At 33.6% G+C, this 17,063-nt stretch carries 20 protein-coding genes; all 20 read right to left on the reverse strand.

Going from position 1 to position 17,063, the window contains the following annotated elements; translation table 11 throughout:
* Positions 1 to 91: 91 nt before the first annotated feature.
* On the reverse strand, positions 92 to 766 hold the full coding sequence (locus tag HYI43_11480) for a 50S ribosomal protein L25/general stress protein Ctc (protein UDI79130.1): 675 nt from the start codon (positions 764 to 766) through the stop codon (positions 92 to 94).
* Positions 767 to 949: 183 nt separating this feature from the next.
* Entirely contained in the window at positions 950 to 1,915 is a 966-nt protein-coding gene (locus HYI43_11485) for a ribose-phosphate diphosphokinase (protein ID UDI79131.1), read from the reverse strand.
* Between the two features lie 111 nt (positions 1,916 to 2,026).
* Positions 2,027 to 3,382, reverse strand: coding sequence for a bifunctional UDP-N-acetylglucosamine diphosphorylase/glucosamine-1-phosphate N-acetyltransferase GlmU (glmU, locus tag HYI43_11490; GenBank protein UDI79132.1), 1,356 nt, complete (start codon positions 3,380 to 3,382; stop codon positions 2,027 to 2,029).
* Between the two features lie 509 nt (positions 3,383 to 3,891).
* Positions 3,892 to 4,194 (reverse strand): septation regulator SpoVG, encoded by a 303-nt coding sequence (spoVG, locus tag HYI43_11495; protein ID UDI79133.1) that lies wholly within the window; start codon positions 4,192 to 4,194, stop codon positions 3,892 to 3,894.
* A gap of 67 nt (positions 4,195 to 4,261) precedes the next feature.
* A complete protein-coding gene (locus HYI43_11500; GenBank protein ID UDI79134.1) occupies positions 4,262 to 4,642 on the reverse strand; it encodes a RidA family protein in 381 nt (126 codons plus the stop codon).
* Between the two features lie 15 nt (positions 4,643 to 4,657).
* Complete coding sequence (gene purR / locus HYI43_11505) at positions 4,658 to 5,482, reverse strand: pur operon repressor (GenBank protein UDI79135.1); 825 nt, start codon at positions 5,480 to 5,482, stop codon at positions 4,658 to 4,660.
* Positions 5,483 to 5,498: 16 nt separating this feature from the next.
* Positions 5,499 to 6,347 (reverse strand): 4-(cytidine 5'-diphospho)-2-C-methyl-D-erythritol kinase, encoded by an 849-nt coding sequence (locus HYI43_11510; GenBank protein UDI79136.1) that lies wholly within the window; start codon positions 6,345 to 6,347, stop codon positions 5,499 to 5,501.
* A 321-nt stretch (positions 6,348 to 6,668) separates the two neighbouring features.
* Positions 6,669 to 6,932, reverse strand: coding sequence for a Veg family protein (locus HYI43_11515; protein ID UDI79137.1), 264 nt, complete (start codon positions 6,930 to 6,932; stop codon positions 6,669 to 6,671).
* 99 nt (positions 6,933 to 7,031) lie between these two features.
* Positions 7,032 to 7,922 (reverse strand): 16S rRNA (adenine(1518)-N(6)/adenine(1519)-N(6))-dimethyltransferase RsmA, encoded by an 891-nt coding sequence (gene rsmA, locus HYI43_11520; GenBank protein ID UDI79138.1) that lies wholly within the window; start codon positions 7,920 to 7,922, stop codon positions 7,032 to 7,034.
* A 3-nt stretch (positions 7,923 to 7,925) separates the two neighbouring features.
* Complete coding sequence (gene rnmV, locus HYI43_11525; protein UDI79139.1) at positions 7,926 to 8,474, reverse strand: ribonuclease M5; 549 nt, start codon at positions 8,472 to 8,474, stop codon at positions 7,926 to 7,928.
* Between the two features lie 142 nt (positions 8,475 to 8,616).
* A complete protein-coding gene (locus HYI43_11530; GenBank protein UDI79140.1) occupies positions 8,617 to 9,390 on the reverse strand; it encodes a TatD family hydrolase in 774 nt (257 codons plus the stop codon).
* A 63-nt stretch (positions 9,391 to 9,453) separates the two neighbouring features.
* Positions 9,454 to 11,433 (reverse strand): methionine--tRNA ligase, encoded by a 1,980-nt coding sequence (gene metG, locus HYI43_11535; protein ID UDI79141.1) that lies wholly within the window; start codon positions 11,431 to 11,433, stop codon positions 9,454 to 9,456.
* A gap of 258 nt (positions 11,434 to 11,691) precedes the next feature.
* On the reverse strand, positions 11,692 to 12,531 hold the full coding sequence (gene rsmI / locus HYI43_11540) for a 16S rRNA (cytidine(1402)-2'-O)-methyltransferase (protein ID UDI79142.1): 840 nt from the start codon (positions 12,529 to 12,531) through the stop codon (positions 11,692 to 11,694).
* 1 nt (position 12,532) lies between these two features.
* Positions 12,533 to 12,781, reverse strand: coding sequence for a GIY-YIG nuclease family protein (locus HYI43_11545; protein UDI79143.1), 249 nt, complete (start codon positions 12,779 to 12,781; stop codon positions 12,533 to 12,535).
* Positions 12,774 to 13,499: a tRNA1(Val) (adenine(37)-N6)-methyltransferase gene (locus tag HYI43_11550; GenBank protein ID UDI79144.1), complete on the reverse strand. Its 726-nt coding sequence runs from the start codon at positions 13,497 to 13,499 to the stop codon at positions 12,774 to 12,776. The genes HYI43_11545 and HYI43_11550 overlap by 8 nt, the downstream gene beginning before the upstream one ends.
* 157 nt (positions 13,500 to 13,656) lie before the next feature.
* Positions 13,657 to 14,055, reverse strand: coding sequence for a DNA replication initiation control protein YabA (yabA, locus tag HYI43_11555; GenBank protein UDI79145.1), 399 nt, complete (start codon positions 14,053 to 14,055; stop codon positions 13,657 to 13,659).
* A gap of 16 nt (positions 14,056 to 14,071) precedes the next feature.
* The gene (locus HYI43_11560) at positions 14,072 to 14,875 is read right to left on the reverse strand and encodes a stage 0 sporulation family protein (protein ID UDI79146.1); all 804 of its coding nucleotides are present in this window, start codon (positions 14,873 to 14,875) and stop codon (positions 14,072 to 14,074) included.
* 1 nt (position 14,876) lies between these two features.
* Complete coding sequence (locus HYI43_11565) at positions 14,877 to 15,803, reverse strand: DNA polymerase III subunit delta' (GenBank protein ID UDI79147.1); 927 nt, start codon at positions 15,801 to 15,803, stop codon at positions 14,877 to 14,879.
* A 284-nt stretch (positions 15,804 to 16,087) separates the two neighbouring features.
* Positions 16,088 to 16,417 carry a cyclic-di-AMP receptor gene (locus HYI43_11570; protein ID UDI79148.1) on the reverse strand — a complete coding sequence of 110 codons (330 nt, stop codon included), beginning with the start codon at positions 16,415 to 16,417 and terminating at the stop codon, positions 16,088 to 16,090.
* Positions 16,418 to 16,450: 33 nt separating this feature from the next.
* Positions 16,451 to 17,062, reverse strand: a complete 612-nt coding sequence (locus HYI43_11575; GenBank protein ID UDI79149.1) for a dTMP kinase — start codon at positions 17,060 to 17,062, stop codon at positions 16,451 to 16,453.
* Between the last annotated feature and the right edge of the window lies 1 nt (position 17,063).

Consider the following 17,063-nt stretch of genomic DNA (forward strand, 5'->3'; position numbering starts at 1 on the left):
AATAACACAAAAAGCACCATGCTTATGTTAATAAGCACAGTGCTATTTGACTATTTATAGCGTATAAGCAATATAGAAAACGTTAAACGAATTATTCTTCGTCTTTATTTTCTTCTTTGTCTTCTTCTTCGCTATCTTCTTTGTCTTCACCAACTACTTCAGGTTCTTCAGTTGCTGCTTCACCTTCCATAGCTTCAACTTCTTCTTCAGTAGGTTCATCAGTTGGAGGAACTACTGTTACAACAGATTCTTCTGGGTCGTTTTCAATTGTGAAATCGCCAGATACTTTAATATCTGCAACTGAGTAGCTGTCATTTACTTCTAATTCAGTAATGTCAACTTCGATTGACTCAGGGATATTTTCTGGAGTTGCTGTAACTTGTAAGTCGAATAATGGTTGTTCAACTACGCCACCTTCTTTAGCGCCAGCAGCTTCACCTACTAAGTGAACTGGTACATCAACAGTACGTTCTTCAGTCATGTTGATTGCTAAGAAGTCAATGTGTGTAATTTGGTTTTTAAGTGGGTCAAATTGATAATCTGACACCATTACTTTAATTGATTTAGAACCTACGCCTAAATCGATAACACCGTTACGTCCTACTTCACGGATAACTTTGATGAATTCAACTTCATCAACTTTAACTGAAGTATTTTTAGTACCATAACCATAAACAACTGCAGGTACTTTACCTGTATTACGTAGTTTTTTAAGGTCAGAACGTGTTTGTTTACCTTGACGGATGATTGACTTTAATGAAGTCATTCGTATTTCCACCTTTCATTTTCAAGTCTAGTGACTTATTCTCGTGAGAAACTTAAGTACTGGACTTCCCTTCACTTACCCATCAACTTAATAAGTTGCTTGCAAGTGTTTATTAGTTCGTAAAACCACGAACGAATGTATTATACACGGTTGAAATATATAAGTCAAATTCATTTGTAAACTTTAGTCAAATAATACACTGACTGATTCTCGTTCATACACACGAATAATAGCTTGTGCTAATAAACCAGCCACTGATAATTCTTTTGTGTTTGATGGCTTACGAGAGTCATCAAGTAAGATTGAGTTTGTAACGATTAATTCTTTAATCGCTGAATTTTCGATACGTTCTTTTGCAGGACCAGATAATACTGGGTGTGTACAACAAGCGTATACATCTTTAGCACCTTTATCTTTAAGTGCTTGTGCAGCTAACGTAATTGTACCTGCTGTATCAATAATATCATCAATAATAATCGCTGTACGTCCTTCGATTTCTCCTACAATGTTCATAACTTCTGCTACGTTAGGTTTAGGACGACGTTTATCAATAATAGCAATCGGAGTTTTTAAAATGTCAGCAAGTTTACGTGCACGTGTAACACCACCATGGTCAGGTGATACTACGACACATTCTTCAGGGTCGATGTTAGGGTCATTTTCAAAATGTTGACCAATGATAGGTACACCCATTAAATGGTCGATTGGAATATCAAAGAATCCTTGAATTTGTGGTGCGTGTAAATCTAAAGCAATCATGCGATTAGCGCCAGCTGTTTCAATTAAGTTAGCTACTAATTTAGCTGTAATAGGTTCACGGCTACGTGCTTTTCTATCTTGTCGTGCATAACCATAGTATGGAACTGCAATATTAATATTTGCTGCTGAAGCACGCTTACATGCATCAATCATAATTAATAATTCCATTAGGTGTAAATTAACTGGATTCGAAGTTGGTTGGATAATGAAGACATCACAACCACGAATACTTTCTTCAATATTGATTTGAATTTCACCATCACTAAAGCGTTTTACAGAACATTTCCCTAATTCAATCCCTACACGATCAGCAACTTCTTGCGCTAACGGCTCATTTCCTTTTAAAGAGAAAATCTTTAAAGATGAATTCTTGTATTCATTATTTAACATTTATAGTCCTCCAATTTTTAACTTAGACACTTACATTATATAAAAAATTAGTCACTTTTACTATCTTCAACAATAAATTGTAAAAAAGAGATACTTTATTTTATTAAAAATTTATTTTTTGAGGTAACCTTCTTTAGTAATTTGACGCGCACGTGCAAGTGCTAAACTTTCATTTGGAACATTATCTGTAATTGTAGAGCCTGCTGCTATTAATACGCCATCACCTACTGTTACCGGCGCTACTAAGTTTGTATTACAGCCTATAAAGGCATCTTTACCCACTACTGTTTTAAATTTATTTACGCCATCATAGTTAACTGTGATTGAACCACACCCAATATTTGTACGTTCGCCAATTTCTGCGTCTCCAATATAGCTTAAGTGTGAAACTTTAGCGCCATCTTTAAGATCTGCTTTTTTCACTTCTACAAAGTTACCTACTTTTACTTCCGCGCCTAAATTTGAACCTGGTCTCAACTGCGCAAATGGGCCAACTTTGGTTTTATCGCCAACTGTTGAATCATTAATTACTGATTGTTTGATGTCTACTTGAGCACCAATTTGGCTATTATTAATTTCTGAATATTGACCGATGACCGCTTCTTCACCAATAACTGTTTTACCATTAATACGTACGCCTGGCTCAATAATTGTATCCATACCAATTTGTACATCTGGACCAATAAACGTCGTTGTTGGGTCGATGATTGTCACACCATTTCTCATATGTTGAATGTTAATACGTTGTTGTAAGGCTTTTTCAGCATTACTTAGCATCACTCGATCATTAACACCCATAATTTCATTAAAATCATCTGTATGATAAACTTCAGCGATGCCGTTATCTTCTAAAATTAAAGAAATAACATCAGGTAAGTAATACTCACCTTGTGCATTATCATTTTTTACTTTTGCCAATTTTTCAAAAAGCACTTTATTGTCAAATGCAAAAATGCCTGAACTAATTTCTGTTAACGCTTTTTCTTCATCAGTTGCGTCTTTTTCCTCAACGATACATTTTAATTGATTATTAGCATCTCTAACGATTCTTCCATAACCGAAAGGAATTTGTGCAGTTGCTGATAATACAGTGGCTTGGGCGTTAGCACCTTCATGATGTTCAATTAACTTTTGTAATGTGTTAGCGGTAATTAACGGTGTATCACCACACACAACTAGTGTTGTTCCTTCTTCATTTTCTAAATGATCTTGTGCCATTTTTACAGCATGTGCAGTTCCTAGTTGTTCGCTTTGGTAACTATATAATGATTGATTTCCTAATGTTTCTTTAACTTCCTCAGCACCATGACCGACGATTGTCACGATTTGATTAACGCCTGCCTCTTTAACATTTGTTAACACATGTTCAACCATTGATTTACCAGCAACTTCATGTAGCACTTTATATTTCTTTGATTTCATTCTCGTACCTTTTCCAGCTGCTAATATTACCGCGTTTCTTTGCATGAATGGTAACCCTCCAATTAATTTTCCGCCTAAACAAAGCGATGTCTTTAATTTATGTAAATTAACTACTTTCTCAATTTATAAATCATACTTTGCAGATAAAATATTTTACACTTCTTATTTATTATAATTTAACTCAACTTCGAGTTTCAAGATTAAAACGGTTTTGTAAATGTTAAGCATCACTAAGATGATCTAATTATAATCAAACGTTCAGAAACCATGTGAAATTACATATAAATATAAAGTATTTTGGCGAGACTCTTGAGGGAACAGTAATTTAATGAACCTAAGCGCATTTGCAATTAGGTAAGTAGCTGTTCCCTAAAAAGGGCCTCAACACAGAGAAAATGAGTTAATCAGTTTCTACAAACAAAGCAAGTTGAGTAAGCGAGCCAACGATACACAGTATTGTAAATAAAGAAGCCAGTAAATGAATTAAAAAACTCATTTACTGGCTATTTCTCTGGGAACGATGTCCCAAGCACATTATTTATTCTATATTTATTTTAAGCTTCGTCTGATTCTTCTGATGAAGCATTTTTATCAGGAATTACTTCATCTGTTTCGTCATATACTTTCATAACGGCATCTTGGATTTCTTGTCTCATATCAGAGTTGATTGGATGCGCGATATCACGGAATTCACCATCTGGTGTACGTTTGCTTGGCATAGCAACGAAAAGACCTGAGTTTCCTTCGATTACACGTAAATCATGAATCACAAAAGCTTCATCAAGTGTAATTGAAACAAGTGCTTTCATTCTGCCATCTGTTTGTATTTTTCTAAGTCTTACATCTGTCACTTTCATGCAGTGAGCCCCCCCTAGTATATATCTTTGTTTGTTTAGAAGCTTGACAATGTTTTAATTAAGGAAATTATATTCCTTTAACTTTACCTACAACTTCAATTTCAACTTTAACATCTTTAGGTAAACGTGCAACTTCAACACAACTACGTGCTGGTTGATGATCACTAAAGTAGCTACCATAAACTTCATTTATTTGTTGAAATTCATTCATATCAGAGATAAAAATTGTTGCTTTCACAACAGAATTTAAATCCGAACCAGCTTCCGCAAGTACAACTGATAAATTTTCAAGTACTTGTTTGGTTTGTTCTTTCACATCATCACTGACAATATTTCCTTCAGTATCTAATGGAATTTGTCCTGATGTGAATACTAAATTATTCACAACCATAGCGTGTGAGTATGGTCCTAAAGCTTCAGGTGCTTTATTAGTGTTAATTGTTTTCATGCTGTAAAACTCCTTTTAAGAAAATTTAGACAAACTATTGCCGGGTTCTACTTTGAATTCCTGATTATATTCATCAACATCAGATAATTTAACTAAAGAAGTATAATCCTCAATCAACCTTTGTTTAACTTCTTTTGATTCTACAAGTACAGATACCCCTTTTACTTGAGCTTTAAACTCATTCATGAGATTCATAACCCCATTGATTGAGCCTCCTGCTCGCATAAAATCATCTACTACTAGAACATTAGAATTTTCCGCCAATGTTCGTTTTGACAGAACCATTGTCTCAATCTTACGTGATGAACCAGAAACGTAATTAATTGACACAGTAGAACCTTCTGTAACTTTATTGTCTTTTCTAATTACTACTACAGGTAAATTTAATACGTTCGCTACTGCGTTGGCAAGTGATATCCCTTTCGTAGCGATTGTTACAACAGCATCCAACTCTTCTTCCATATAGATACTTGCTATTAATTTACCAACTTTATTAAGCAATGTAGGATTTCCTACTAAGTCTGATAAGAAAAGATAGCCTCCTGGTAATAGACGTTCTTTTTCTTGAAGCAATGTAATAATTTCATCAATAATTTCCGTTGCTTCTTCTTTACTCATCATCGGTTTATATGTCACGCCTCCACTTGCTCCGGCCGTTGTGATTACTGTACCTAACTTTTCTTTTTGGAATGTATTTTTGATGATTTGGACGTCCTCACTAATTGAGGATTTAGCTTGTTTAAATTTTTTCACAAAAAAAGTTAACGGTATTAACTGATTTGGATGATTCATTAAATATTGTGTCATAAAGACGATACGTTCGCTTCTTTTATACCTCATATGTTGTTCAACCCTTCTATCCTAATAATCTAACTAAATACACTTCATTACAGCAGCCATTCACAGCATTAAACACTTTTTTTGCTTGGCTTTCCTTTTGGGCAAGTCCATAAACAGTCGGACCACTGCCACTCATTAACGCCCCATCAGCACCACATTGCAACATATTATTTTTGATCTTTTCAATTTCAGGGTGCATAGACATCGATACAGGCTCTAAACGATTAGATAAACTTTTACACAATTTATCATAATCTCCATCAGCAATCGCTTCTTCACACATTAATGTATCTACATAGTGCGCATTATTTAAATCAAGTGCCCTAAACACGTCTGGAGAAGAAATGCCTAAATTGGGTTTAGCTAAGACAACCCATGCAGAAGGTGGTCTATTTAAGAACGTTATTTTTTCACCTCTACCTTTACACAAAGCTGTTCGATTATAAATACAGAAAGGTACGTCTGTCCCAATTTGTATACCTAAATCGCTTAACTCTTCTAAAGATATATCGAGATTAAATAATCGGTTTATACCGCGCATTGTTGCTGCTGCATCAGCTGAACCTCCAGCCAACCCTGCTGAAACAGGAATATCTTTATCTATCGTTATCGTCACGCCTTGTTTTAGATCATACGTTTCCATCATTAACTTAGCTGCACGATAAGCCAAATTTTTTTGGTCATTCGGAACATAATTATGTTCAATATCAACAATAATTTTTTTATCTTTTCTTTTTTGAAAAGATAAACGATCATTTAAATCAACAGTAGTCATAATCATACTAATTTCGTGATAACCATCATCTCTTTTGAAAAGTGTATCGAGCGTCAAATTTATCTTGGCAGGTGCCGTTTCATATATCATTTTTCCGCCCTCTCTTCGTCAATAGTAATAAGATGATTTTAACATAAAGACTTAAATTATTTGATAGATATCGCACAAATTTATGTAAAATCTTAATGAAAGAGAATTATTAATCTACTAATATACGCTTTTTGATGAAATTGTAGCATTTTCAAGTAAATTTGATGCATGCCATTTTGTCAAACTCGTCACAATCTTTCATCGGCTTTGTATATGTAAAATATAGATAAAAAAAAGAGTGTTGAACTATTATCAGCCCAACACCCAAATATGTTTGTATTATAGAGTCTGAAGAACACTAAACTCTATATTTATCTCTAATTAGTGTGCAACTACTTCTTGATGATTATCTTCTTCAAATGAAACTTGTACGTTCTCTGTTAGCACATCCGTATATGTATACGAAACTCTTTCAAAATTATGCTTATCTTGGTCTAATTCAACAATAAATACTGAAGGATATGTTTCTTTTAACACACCACAACGTTCAATTGTTTTTTTACGACCACCGTTGGCTTTAAGTACAATACGATTTCCTAAATGACAATCAATAGAATTTTTGATGTCCAAAATTGATTTTGGCATATTGCTCCACCTCGCTACAAGTTACATAATACCATATTTCGAGGTGTATTGTCAAATAAAATTTAAATTTTATCAAGGTAAATGCGCTTTGTCAACAATTTAATTTTCTAATTCAGGGAATTTTTTCTTTTCTTCATACAATCGTGCAAAATCTTGTATTGATAATGTTTCACCACGTCTTTTTGGATCAATTTCCGCTTGTTCCAGCCATTTTAAGATACTTTCTTTATGACTTTTTCCATCTTTGAAGAAATTTTGGTAATTATTATTTATTGTTTTTCGTCTTTGTGCAAATGCTGCTTTAGCCAGTTTAAAGAAAGCTTGTTCATCATCTATTGTCACTAACGGTTCTGATCTTTGCATTAATTTTACAACGATTGAATCGACATTTGGTGGTGGCATAAAGACTGATTTAGGTACTGTTAAGACTTTACTTGTTTCAGTATAATACTGTGTCACAATTGATAATGACCCATATGCCTTTGTACCCACTTCAGCATTTAAACGTTCCCCAACTTCTTTTTGCATCATGACCACATAACCGTCAATTGGAATATCTTGTTGCATTAAATTCAATAAGATTGGGGTTGTGATATAGTAAGGCAAATTGGCAACGACCATAATTTTGTCGCAATCGTTTAAATGTGTTTCTACAGCTTTGGCGATATCTGCTTTTAGAATATCCTCATTAATAATGGTTACATTATCATAAGGGGCAAGTGTTTCCATTAAAACTGGAATAAGACGTTGATCTATTTCAAACGACATCACTTTTTTAGCACTTTTAGCTAGTTGTTCTGTTAATGAGCCCATACCCGGTCCAACTTCTATAATGCCTGTAGATTTGTCGATTTGACTTGCATCTATAATTTTATGAATAATATTTACATCTATTAGGAAGTTTTGTCCTAAACTCTTTTTAAAATTAAATCCAAATTGATTTAATAATTCTCTCGTTCGTGAAGGTGTCGCAATATCTTTTCTTTCCACCTTTTAATCACTCTCCTCATTCATCGATAATGCTTCTCTTACATCTGCTTCCGTATAACCAAAAGCATTTAATTTTTTAAGCAATTGTTTCCCATTTGAATGCCCTATATGTAATTTTTGACCTAATATTTCTCTTTTCCGTCTTGCATCTTTACCAATTATCAATCCTAAATCGATTAACACACTTTTATCAATGGATTCTTTAGCTTCTTCAAAAGGTGAACTTACGTGCATAAGCGCTTCTTTAATATCGCTTGGTTGTGCATGTTCAATACCAATCTTGCCTCGCTTGTTCTTTGCCTTTTCACGATCAATATACGCATGCTTCACACCAGACACATGTTCAGTAATTATATTGCGAATTTTATCTCCAGGAAAATCAGGATCCGTTAACACAATAACACCTCTTGTTTCTTGCGCATTTTGAATTACAGTTAACGTTTCCTTATTAATAGCACTACCGTTTGTTTCAATCGTATCACACTCAACTGCTGATTTAACGCGTTGTGTATCATCTCTACCTTCTACAACGATAAATTCATTTATCTTCATAGTAAATTATCATTACCTTTCACTCAATTTCATCTTATTCATTTTTGAAAATCAAAAAAATGAGAAAGATGATAACACGTCGTGTTTATTTATAAAAATGATACCACGACATGTCTTGTTTAACATCTTTCTCACATCAATATTATTGATTTAATTTAAATAATCTTTCAGCATTTTCAGTTGTTTGACGACAAACTTCTTCATATGTCATGCCACGTAATTCAGCGATTTGTTGAGCAACTAGCGTAACTCTTTCTGGTTCATTACGTTTACCTCTATATGGATGAGGAGATAGGTACGGTGCATCCGTTTCAACTAATAATCTATCCATTGGAACATGTTTTGCAACTTCTTTAGGCTGTTTTGCATTTTTAAATGTTACAGGTCCTCCTAAAGAAACATAGAAATTCAATTTATTAATAACCACATCGGCAATTTCTGGAGAAGCACTAAAACTATGCATAATGCCTCCTACTTCTTCTGCATGTTCTTCTCTTAAGATGTCTACACAGTCTTGTGTTGCTTCTCTATTATGAATAATGATCGGCAATTTGACTCTCTTAGCTAATGCAATTTGCTTTCTAAATACTTCTTTTTGAACATCAACAGGTGATTTATCCCAATGATAATCAAGTCCCATTTCACCAATACCAATAATTTTAGGATGTTTAGCTAATCCTTCAATCCACTCTAAGCGTTCTTCAGTGAAATCAATTGCATCAACAGGATGCCAACCGATGATACCGTAAATAAAGTCATATTCATCTATCAATTCCATCGTACGTTCGATTGTCGGCGTATCAAAACCAACAACAAACATGCGATCAACACCCGCTTCTCTAGCACGTGAAATAACTTCGCTTAAATCTTCATCATATTGTTCATCATTTAAGTGAACATGTGTATCGATTAACATGCTATCTCTCCTAACATTTAAGGTCTGGTTTATACTTTAAATTATTATATTGAAAAGCTTGCTCTATTTTACAATTGCACCATTTGGAATAGCACTTGGTAAGCTAACTAAAGTTAAGACGCCATCTTTCTCAGCAGATAAAATCATACCTTCTGATTTTTGTCCCATTAATTTAGCTGGTTTCAAGTTTGTTACAACTGCTACTTTTTTACCAATAATATCCTCAGGGCGATAGAATTTTGCAATACCTGAAACAATTTGACGTTGTTCAGAACCTAAATCGATTTGAATTTTTAATAATTTATCAGATTTTTTAACATTTTCTGCATCAGTGATAGTAGCCGCTTTAATTTCTACTTTGTCAAAGTCTTTAATATCGATTTGATCTTTGCTTGGTGCTTCCGCTTCTTCTTTAGATTCTTCAGATTTAGGCGGTTGCATAGATTCTTTGATATATGCAATTTCCGCTTCAGTATCTAATCTAGGGAAGATTGGAGATGGCTTTTCAGTAACCATAATGGGTTGCGTTAAAGCGCCGTATGTTTCAAGACTTTCTAATTCGAATAGTTCTGTATTATTAATATTTAATTGCTCAAAGATTTCTCTTGGTGCATGTGTTAAGAATGGTCTTAATAGCACGGTAGCAAATCGAATATTTTCTACTAAGTGTGCCATTACATTTCCAAGCATATCGCGTTGTGCTTCGTCTTTAGCTAATACCCATGGCGTTGTTTCATCAATATATTTATTCGTACGACTGATTAATTTCCAAACAGTAGATAATGCTACTGAAAATTGGAAACTTTCCATATTTTCGTTGAAGTTTTTCACAGTTTCTAAAGCAAGAGCTTCCATGTCTTCATCTAATTCATGTTTAGGACCTTGATAGGCTGGAAGTTCACCTTGGAAATACTTATTAATCATAGAGATTGTACGGTTAACTAAGTTACCTAAGTCATTCGCTAAATCATAGTTTGTACGTTCTACAAAGGCTTCCGGAGTAAAGACGCCATCTGAACCGAATGGTAACTCACGCATTAAATAGTAACGTGTTGCATCTAAGCCATAACGGTCAATAAGTACATTTGGATCTACTACATTTCCTTTTGATTTACTCATTTTGCCGTCTTTCATTAAAATCCAACCATGCGCAAATACTTTTTTAGGAAGTGGTAAATCTAATGCCATTAATAAAATCGGCCAAATAATAGAGTGGAAACGCACAATTTCCTTAGCCATTAAATGTACATCTGAAGGCCAGTATTTTTGGAATAATGCATCATCATCTGATAAATAACCTAATGATGAGATATAGTTAACCAATGCATCAATCCATACGTATACTACGTGTTTAGGATTTGATGGCACTCTCACGCCCCAGTCGAATGACGTACGTGAAACGGCTAAATCTTCTAAACCTGGTTTAATAAAGTTATTAATCATTTCATTCTTTCTTGAAGGTGGTTGAATGAAGTCTGGATTAGCATCGTAAAATTCTAATAATCTATCAGTATATTTATTGATATTAAAGAAATAGCTTTCTTCTTTAACTAACTCAACTTCATGGCCTGAATCGGGACTCTTACCGCCAACAATTTTGCCATTTTCATACACAGGATCAACTAATTGTGATTCAGTGTAATACGTTTCATCAGGTACAGAATACCATCCTTCATATTCACCAAGATAGATATCGCCTTGTTTCAAAAGACGTTCAAATACTTTTTCAACAACAAGTTTATGACGTTCTTCTGTTGTTCGAATAAAGTCATCATTAGAGATTTCTAATTTATTCCATAGACGTTTAATGCCATTAATCATTTCATCTAAATATTCTAATTCAGTTTTACCCGCTTTTTGTGCTTTTTCTTGAATTTTTTGACCATGTTCATCTGTACCTGTTAAATAACGTACATCATATCCTTGCATACGTTTGTATCGTGCGATTACATCTCCTGCAACCGTTGAATATGCATGGCCAATATGCAAATTACCACTTGGGTAATAAATAGGGGTTGTAATATAAAATGTTTCTTTCGCCATCAATGGTCCTCCTCATCGTTTACAACATAAAAACTTTTAAATTTACTATTCTTTCCTATAAACTTTCAAAAAGACTGAGACAATTTAACATCGTCACAGTTCCCTTAATATTTCGTTACTTTAAATTATAACGCATATAGAAATTCTAATGTCGTATCTTATTTACATTACCATAAATTCGTTGTTTTATGGGCTATTTCTATGATTTTCACCGTTTATTTTCTGAAAATAATTCACCTTCAAATACTACCTATGAAATCACTTGATTTCATGGTAAATATCATAAACTTCGCCCGTTTTCATTTGTCGATCTTCAGCTACTAATTTAATTGCTTTTTTAGGTTTAACTTGTTGTTCATTTATATAATGCGCAACATGTTCTGTAATAGATAAACTTTCAAACCATTGTTCTGTCTCAAGTGGTTTTGCGCCTTCAATAAGAATAACAAATTCGCCTTTTTGTGGAATGTCTTCATTTTGAAAAGCTATTAGTAATGACTCAATATCTCGCATAACGATTTGTTCAAATTTTTTAGTTAATTCACGTCCTACTGCTACGCGTCGTGTAGCATCCACTTTGGAAATGGCTTTTAATGTTTCCACAACTCTAAACGGTGATTCATAAACAATAATCGTACTGTCTTGATACATTCTTTCCTGTAAAACAGCTATTTTGTCTTTCTCTTTTCGCGGTAAAAAACCTAAAAATGTATAAGTATATGAAGGCAAACCACTTGCCATTAAGGCTGTTAAACCTGCGTTAGGGCCTGGGACCGTCTCAACTTTAATATTATTATTCTGTGCTTCAACTACCAATTCATATCCTGGGTCACTAATTAACGGCAATCCAGCATCTGATACTAATGCGATATCATGCCCTTCAGCAAGTAACTCTATTAAATAATCTGTTTGTTGTGCTTTATTATGTTCATGATATGATTTTAACGGTGTTTGAATATCGTAATGATTACATAATTTCTTAGTCACACGCGTATCTTCACAGGCAATGAAATCAGCATTTTTTAAGGTTTCAATCGCACGAAAGGTAATATCTCCTAAATTGCCAATAGGAGTACCCACTAAATAGAGTGTCGCCATCTTATTTCCCCTCAATCATTTTTAATTTTTGTTCTCTTGTGAATGTTTTAATTTCATACTCTCTGCGCATGGCTTCTGATTTTGAAGTAAATGTTTCTTGATAAACTAACACTACCGGACGTCTTATTTTAGTATATTTGGCTCCTTTTCCAGCATTGTGCTTTGCAATACGTGCCTCAACATCTTTGGCATAACCAGTATATAGCGTATTATCTTTACATTTAACAATATAAACATAGTGCTTATCCATAATATACATCTCTCATCTCATCACTATACGCTCCATCTTGATTGTAGATGTAGAATGGCGGTGCAATTTCTAATCCTTGTTTACCATCTTTACGTCCTTCTACTACAATCGTAACAGCTGATTTACCTATCTTACTATAGATAAACACTACCCGTTTTGGTTCAATATTCGCCTTGCGCATTTCTGTTAAGACATCCATCAATCTATCCGCTCTATGAACCATCATTAGGCGACCACCCTGTTTTAACAAATGACGTGCAGCTAACATGCAATCTTCCAATGTACATTTGACTTCATGTCGTGCAATTTTATGTGCTTCCTTTTGATGTTGATGCAATTGATTATTTTTAAAATAAGGCGGATTACAGGTTACTAAAGTATATTGAGAAGGTTTAAAGCGTTTCGTTACCTCTTTTAAATCCATATGATGCATGTATAAGCGTTCATTTAAATGATTATATTTAAAGCTGCGTTCCGCCATACCTACCAATTGCTCTTGTATCTCGATACTTTCAATTTGTTGAGATCCTTTAGCAGATAATAATAATGCAATCACACCATTTCCAGCACAAAGATCTAATACTTTGTCATTTTTTCTAACTTTTGTAAAATGTGCTAACAACAAAGCATCGGTAGAGAATGAAAAAACATCATCATTTTGTATAATTTGTAAGTTTTCTTTAATCAAATAATCATAACGTTCGTGATTTTTTAACATAATCCTTTTTCTCCTAAAAAAGAGATGTCTTTACAACCCATCACGCTTTCGATTGAGTTGAAATCCATCCCTTATTATCAGCTAAAGCTATAAATTAGCATAATTAAAATTGCTATTAGATTGTTTGATAAGCCTAACAGTAGCAATCAAATTAAGTTTAGCTATTTAACACATTCATGCACAATAAACAGTCTTCACCATAACGATGTTTACCAAATAATTCACCATTACAAATATGAAACCCTTCACTATATAAAACTGCTAAATTATCTTTACTTGGTAAAGGTTTTTTGACATGCTTGATTGTACTTTTAGTGTTATTTTTTTTATCAGTTTCTTTTTTATTACCCTCAAGATGATTTGAAACCTTAGTAGATTCCACATCTTGTTCGCTCTTAGCCATCAATGTTTTTAAATTATCATTTTCAACTTGTAAAGTGACATTTTCTTCAATAAGTTGCACAGCTAAGGACTTCAAATCAGTCATATCTTCATTTAATTGATGAACATTACTTTCTAGTTGAACAATTTTTTCAAATAAGTCGTTGCGATTCAAAAGTAACGTACCCTCCTTAGTTCAAAGCTTCTAATTCTTCCATTTTATATTCTAACGGCTGTTCTAGTCCTTCAATTTTAACTTGCATCGAAATATCTAATATATTTAAACCTATGACTTGACCCTTACCTTCAGGCGTTTCTATCTTGTCACCAACATCTGGTAATTGTGCTCTTGCTTCTTCATAAAAATCATTCTCATATTTAAGACAGCACATTAAACGTCCACAAGCACCTGAAATTTTTGTAGGATTTAATGATAAGTTTTGGTCTTTAGCCATTTTAATAGATACCGGTTCAAAATCTCCTAAGAATGTAGCACAACATAACGAACGTCCACATGGTCCAATACCACCCAATAATTTCGCTTCATCACGCACACCAATTTGTCTTAATTCAATGCGTGTTTTTAAATTTTGTGCTAAGTTTTTTACTAATTTACGAAAATCAATACGATCGTCTGCGGTAAAATTGAAAATAACTTTAGATTTATCTAGCGTATATTCACAATTCACCAATCTCATGTCCAATTGTTGATTTTTTACTAATTCTTTGCACAATTCTAATGCTTCATTAGCATCTCGGTCATTTTGATAATATGTTTCGATATCGTCCTCAGTTGCGACACGTATAATTTCTTTTAGAGGTAGTGTTACATCTCCATCTTCAACGTCTTTAGGTGGAAACTTAACACTTCCAATTTCAATGCCTCGCTTAGATTCGACTACAACCCACTCATCAACTTTTACGTCTAAATCTTTAGGCGCATAATATTCCAGTTTCCCAGCCTTTTGAAATTGTACACCTACGATATTTGGCATTCTAACTCACACCTTTAATTACTATTTGTTCAAATACGAGCGTTGGATTAACATTTTGCATTAATTTTTTGTGCGCTTCTGTGATTTGGTCGTACATTAATATGATTTGATTAAACGATAATTGTTCTGCATACTTTACAATTTCCGCTTCTAAATCTGTATATACATAGTTACGCTCAATACCTATTTTGGCATGCATAATATCTTCAAAGAAAGCATTCACAGCTGCCAATGTAAGAGATTGTAACTTTCGATTTTTTGCATTTTTCAATAATTCAATGATAGCAATCAATGCCATCGGTTTATTCGTTAATAATAATTCACACCAATGAATGATCACTTTCCTAAGTGCAATTAAATCATGTTCTTCATTTAAATCTTTCGCGGTTTCTAGTTGTGTAGTATATGTGCTTAGCATCTCTGCTACTGCTCTATTAATATCTTGTTCTACTAATTTATCTACAAAGTGTTGTTTATCACTTGGTTTAAAATACACATGCTGACAGCGTGAATGAATCGTATCTAGAATTTGCTCAGGTTTTGTTGATAATAAAATAGCTATTGTATTCTCAGGTGGTTCTTCTAAAAATTTTAATATACTATTTTCACCTTGAACAGTTAACTTTTCAAAATCTTCGATAATATATACTTTATGTGTGCCTTCAATTGGAAGTTGATTCATGCGATGTACAAGTTGTTCAATTTGTTCTTTTTTAATTGTATTCTCTTCTGAAGAAACATATACAAAATCGGGGTGATTATACGTATCGATTTTTCTTTCACATTGTTGATTACCATTGCACAGAATAAGTTTTGCAAATTCCATCGCGACATGCTTCATTGATTGTGCATCATCACCTTCAAACAAGTAGGCATGCGATAGCTTATTTGAATGATACGCATTAGCTAATTTTTGTTGTTCATCCATTTTGCATACTCCTTATTCAATCTTCTAATATAAAAAGAGGTTAGGACAAAAGCATTTAGAATTAACGCAAATTAAAACGATACACAAAATTACACTTATAATTCTGTTGAATCGTGAGAAGCACTCAGTTAGTAAACTGAAGATGCATTTGCTGAAAATCCTGTCTTGGAGACACCGATAATTGGTATCCAAGAGCATGAGCTAATTATGTCCCAACCTCGAAATATTGTATATTTTCTAAGATGTCTTAAATTTCATTTCACATTTCTTTTTAATTTTAATGATTAAAATCTATGGAATGCATCGACTGGCATTACAAATACTGTAGCGCCTCCAACCTCAACTTCAACAGGATAAGGTATGTAAGAGTCTGCACTACCACCCATTGGTGTCATTGGAGAAACAAGTTGTTCTCTATTACCACAAGTATTATCAATTACTGAAAGAATATCGTCTACACGATCGTCGTCAACACCACATAAGAATGTAGTATTTCCGGCTTTTAAAAATCCACCAGTAGTTGCTAATTTAGTAGCTCTAAAGTTATTTTTTACGAGTTGGTCTGAAAGTTCTTGACTATCCTGATCTTGAACGATCGCTATAATCATTTTCATCTTAAAACACCTCTTCTAGTTATTATATCATAATTATTTTAAAAATTTTAAAATTATCTCATAAGTTTCAGTGACTACTTCATCAATACTTCTTGTTGCGTCAACCACTTTAAAACGATTCGGTGTTTCTTGAATCACTTGTTGATATCCTTCAATGACTTTCTCATGAAATACGATATCTTCTTTATCAAGTCGATTTTGAATTCGTTGATTTTTAAGGATTCTATCTCGTCCAACTTCAGCAGTAATATCCAAATAAATTGTTAAATCTGGATAAAGACCATTTATTGCGAAATCATTTAATTTTTTAACTTCTTCAATACCTATACCCCGTGCATACCCTTGATAAGCTAAAGAACTATCAATATATCTATCACAGAGGACAATTTTATCACTTCTCAAAGCAGGGATAACTTTTTCCACTAAATGTTCTCTTCTTGAAGCTGCAAACAACATTGCTTCAGTGCGGATATCCATTTTCCCACCGTCTAACAACACTTTACGAATTTCTTCACCAGTAGGTACACCCCCAGGTTCTCTAGTTGTAACCACTTGATAGTGTTGCGCTAACTTTTCAGATACACGCTGCAAGACTGTTGTTTTACCTGAACCCTCAGGACCTTCAAATGTTATAAATGCAGACATT

Origin of the sequence: Staphylococcus taiwanensis (assembly GCA_020544305.1) — a bacterium.
In the GTDB taxonomy this organism is placed as follows: Bacteria; Bacillota; Bacilli; order Staphylococcales; family Staphylococcaceae; genus Staphylococcus; species Staphylococcus taiwanensis.

What these genes read in the sequence shown, in the direction of transcription:
- HYI43_11480 (UDI79130.1), bottom strand. Translation starts at nt 766, where the DNA reads ATGACTTCATTAAAGTCAATCATCCGTCAAGGTAAACAAACACGTTCT.
- HYI43_11485 (UDI79131.1), bottom strand. Translation starts at nt 1,915, where the DNA reads ATGTTAAATAATGAATACAAGAATTCATCTTTAAAGATTTTCTCTTTA.
- glmU (UDI79132.1), bottom strand. Translation starts at nt 3,382, where the DNA reads ATGCAAAGAAACGCGGTAATATTAGCAGCTGGAAAAGGTACGAGAATG.
- spoVG (UDI79133.1), bottom strand. Translation starts at nt 4,194, where the DNA reads ATGAAAGTGACAGATGTAAGACTTAGAAAAATACAAACAGATGGCAGA.
- HYI43_11500 (UDI79134.1), bottom strand. Translation starts at nt 4,642, where the DNA reads ATGAAAACAATTAACACTAATAAAGCACCTGAAGCTTTAGGACCATAC.
- purR (UDI79135.1), bottom strand. Translation starts at nt 5,482, where the DNA reads ATGAGGTATAAAAGAAGCGAACGTATCGTCTTTATGACACAATATTTA.
- HYI43_11510 (UDI79136.1), bottom strand. Translation starts at nt 6,347, where the DNA reads ATGATATATGAAACGGCACCTGCCAAGATAAATTTGACGCTCGATACA.
- HYI43_11515 (UDI79137.1), bottom strand. Translation starts at nt 6,932, where the DNA reads ATGCCAAAATCAATTTTGGACATCAAAAATTCTATTGATTGTCATTTA.
- rnmV (UDI79139.1), bottom strand. Translation starts at nt 8,474, where the DNA reads ATGAAGATAAATGAATTTATCGTTGTAGAAGGTAGAGATGATACACAA.
- HYI43_11530 (UDI79140.1), bottom strand. Translation starts at nt 9,390, where the DNA reads ATGTTAATCGATACACATGTTCACTTAAATGATGAACAATATGATGAA.
- metG (UDI79141.1), bottom strand. Translation starts at nt 11,433, where the DNA reads ATGGCGAAAGAAACATTTTATATTACAACCCCTATTTATTACCCAAGT.
- rsmI (UDI79142.1), bottom strand. Translation starts at nt 12,531, where the DNA reads ATGGCGACACTCTATTTAGTGGGTACTCCTATTGGCAATTTAGGAGAT.
- HYI43_11545 (UDI79143.1), bottom strand. Translation starts at nt 12,781, where the DNA reads ATGGATAAGCACTATGTTTATATTGTTAAATGTAAAGATAATACGCTA.
- HYI43_11550 (UDI79144.1), bottom strand. Translation starts at nt 13,499, where the DNA reads ATGTTAAAAAATCACGAACGTTATGATTATTTGATTAAAGAAAACTTA.
- HYI43_11560 (UDI79146.1), bottom strand. Translation starts at nt 14,875, where the DNA reads ATGCCAAATATCGTAGGTGTACAATTTCAAAAGGCTGGGAAACTGGAA.
- HYI43_11565 (UDI79147.1), bottom strand. Translation starts at nt 15,803, where the DNA reads ATGGATGAACAACAAAAATTAGCTAATGCGTATCATTCAAATAAGCTA.
- HYI43_11570 (UDI79148.1), bottom strand. Translation starts at nt 16,417, where the DNA reads ATGAAAATGATTATAGCGATCGTTCAAGATCAGGATAGTCAAGAACTT.
- HYI43_11575 (UDI79149.1), bottom strand. Translation starts at nt 17,062, where the DNA reads ATGTCTGCATTTATAACATTTGAAGGTCCTGAGGGTTCAGGTAAAACA.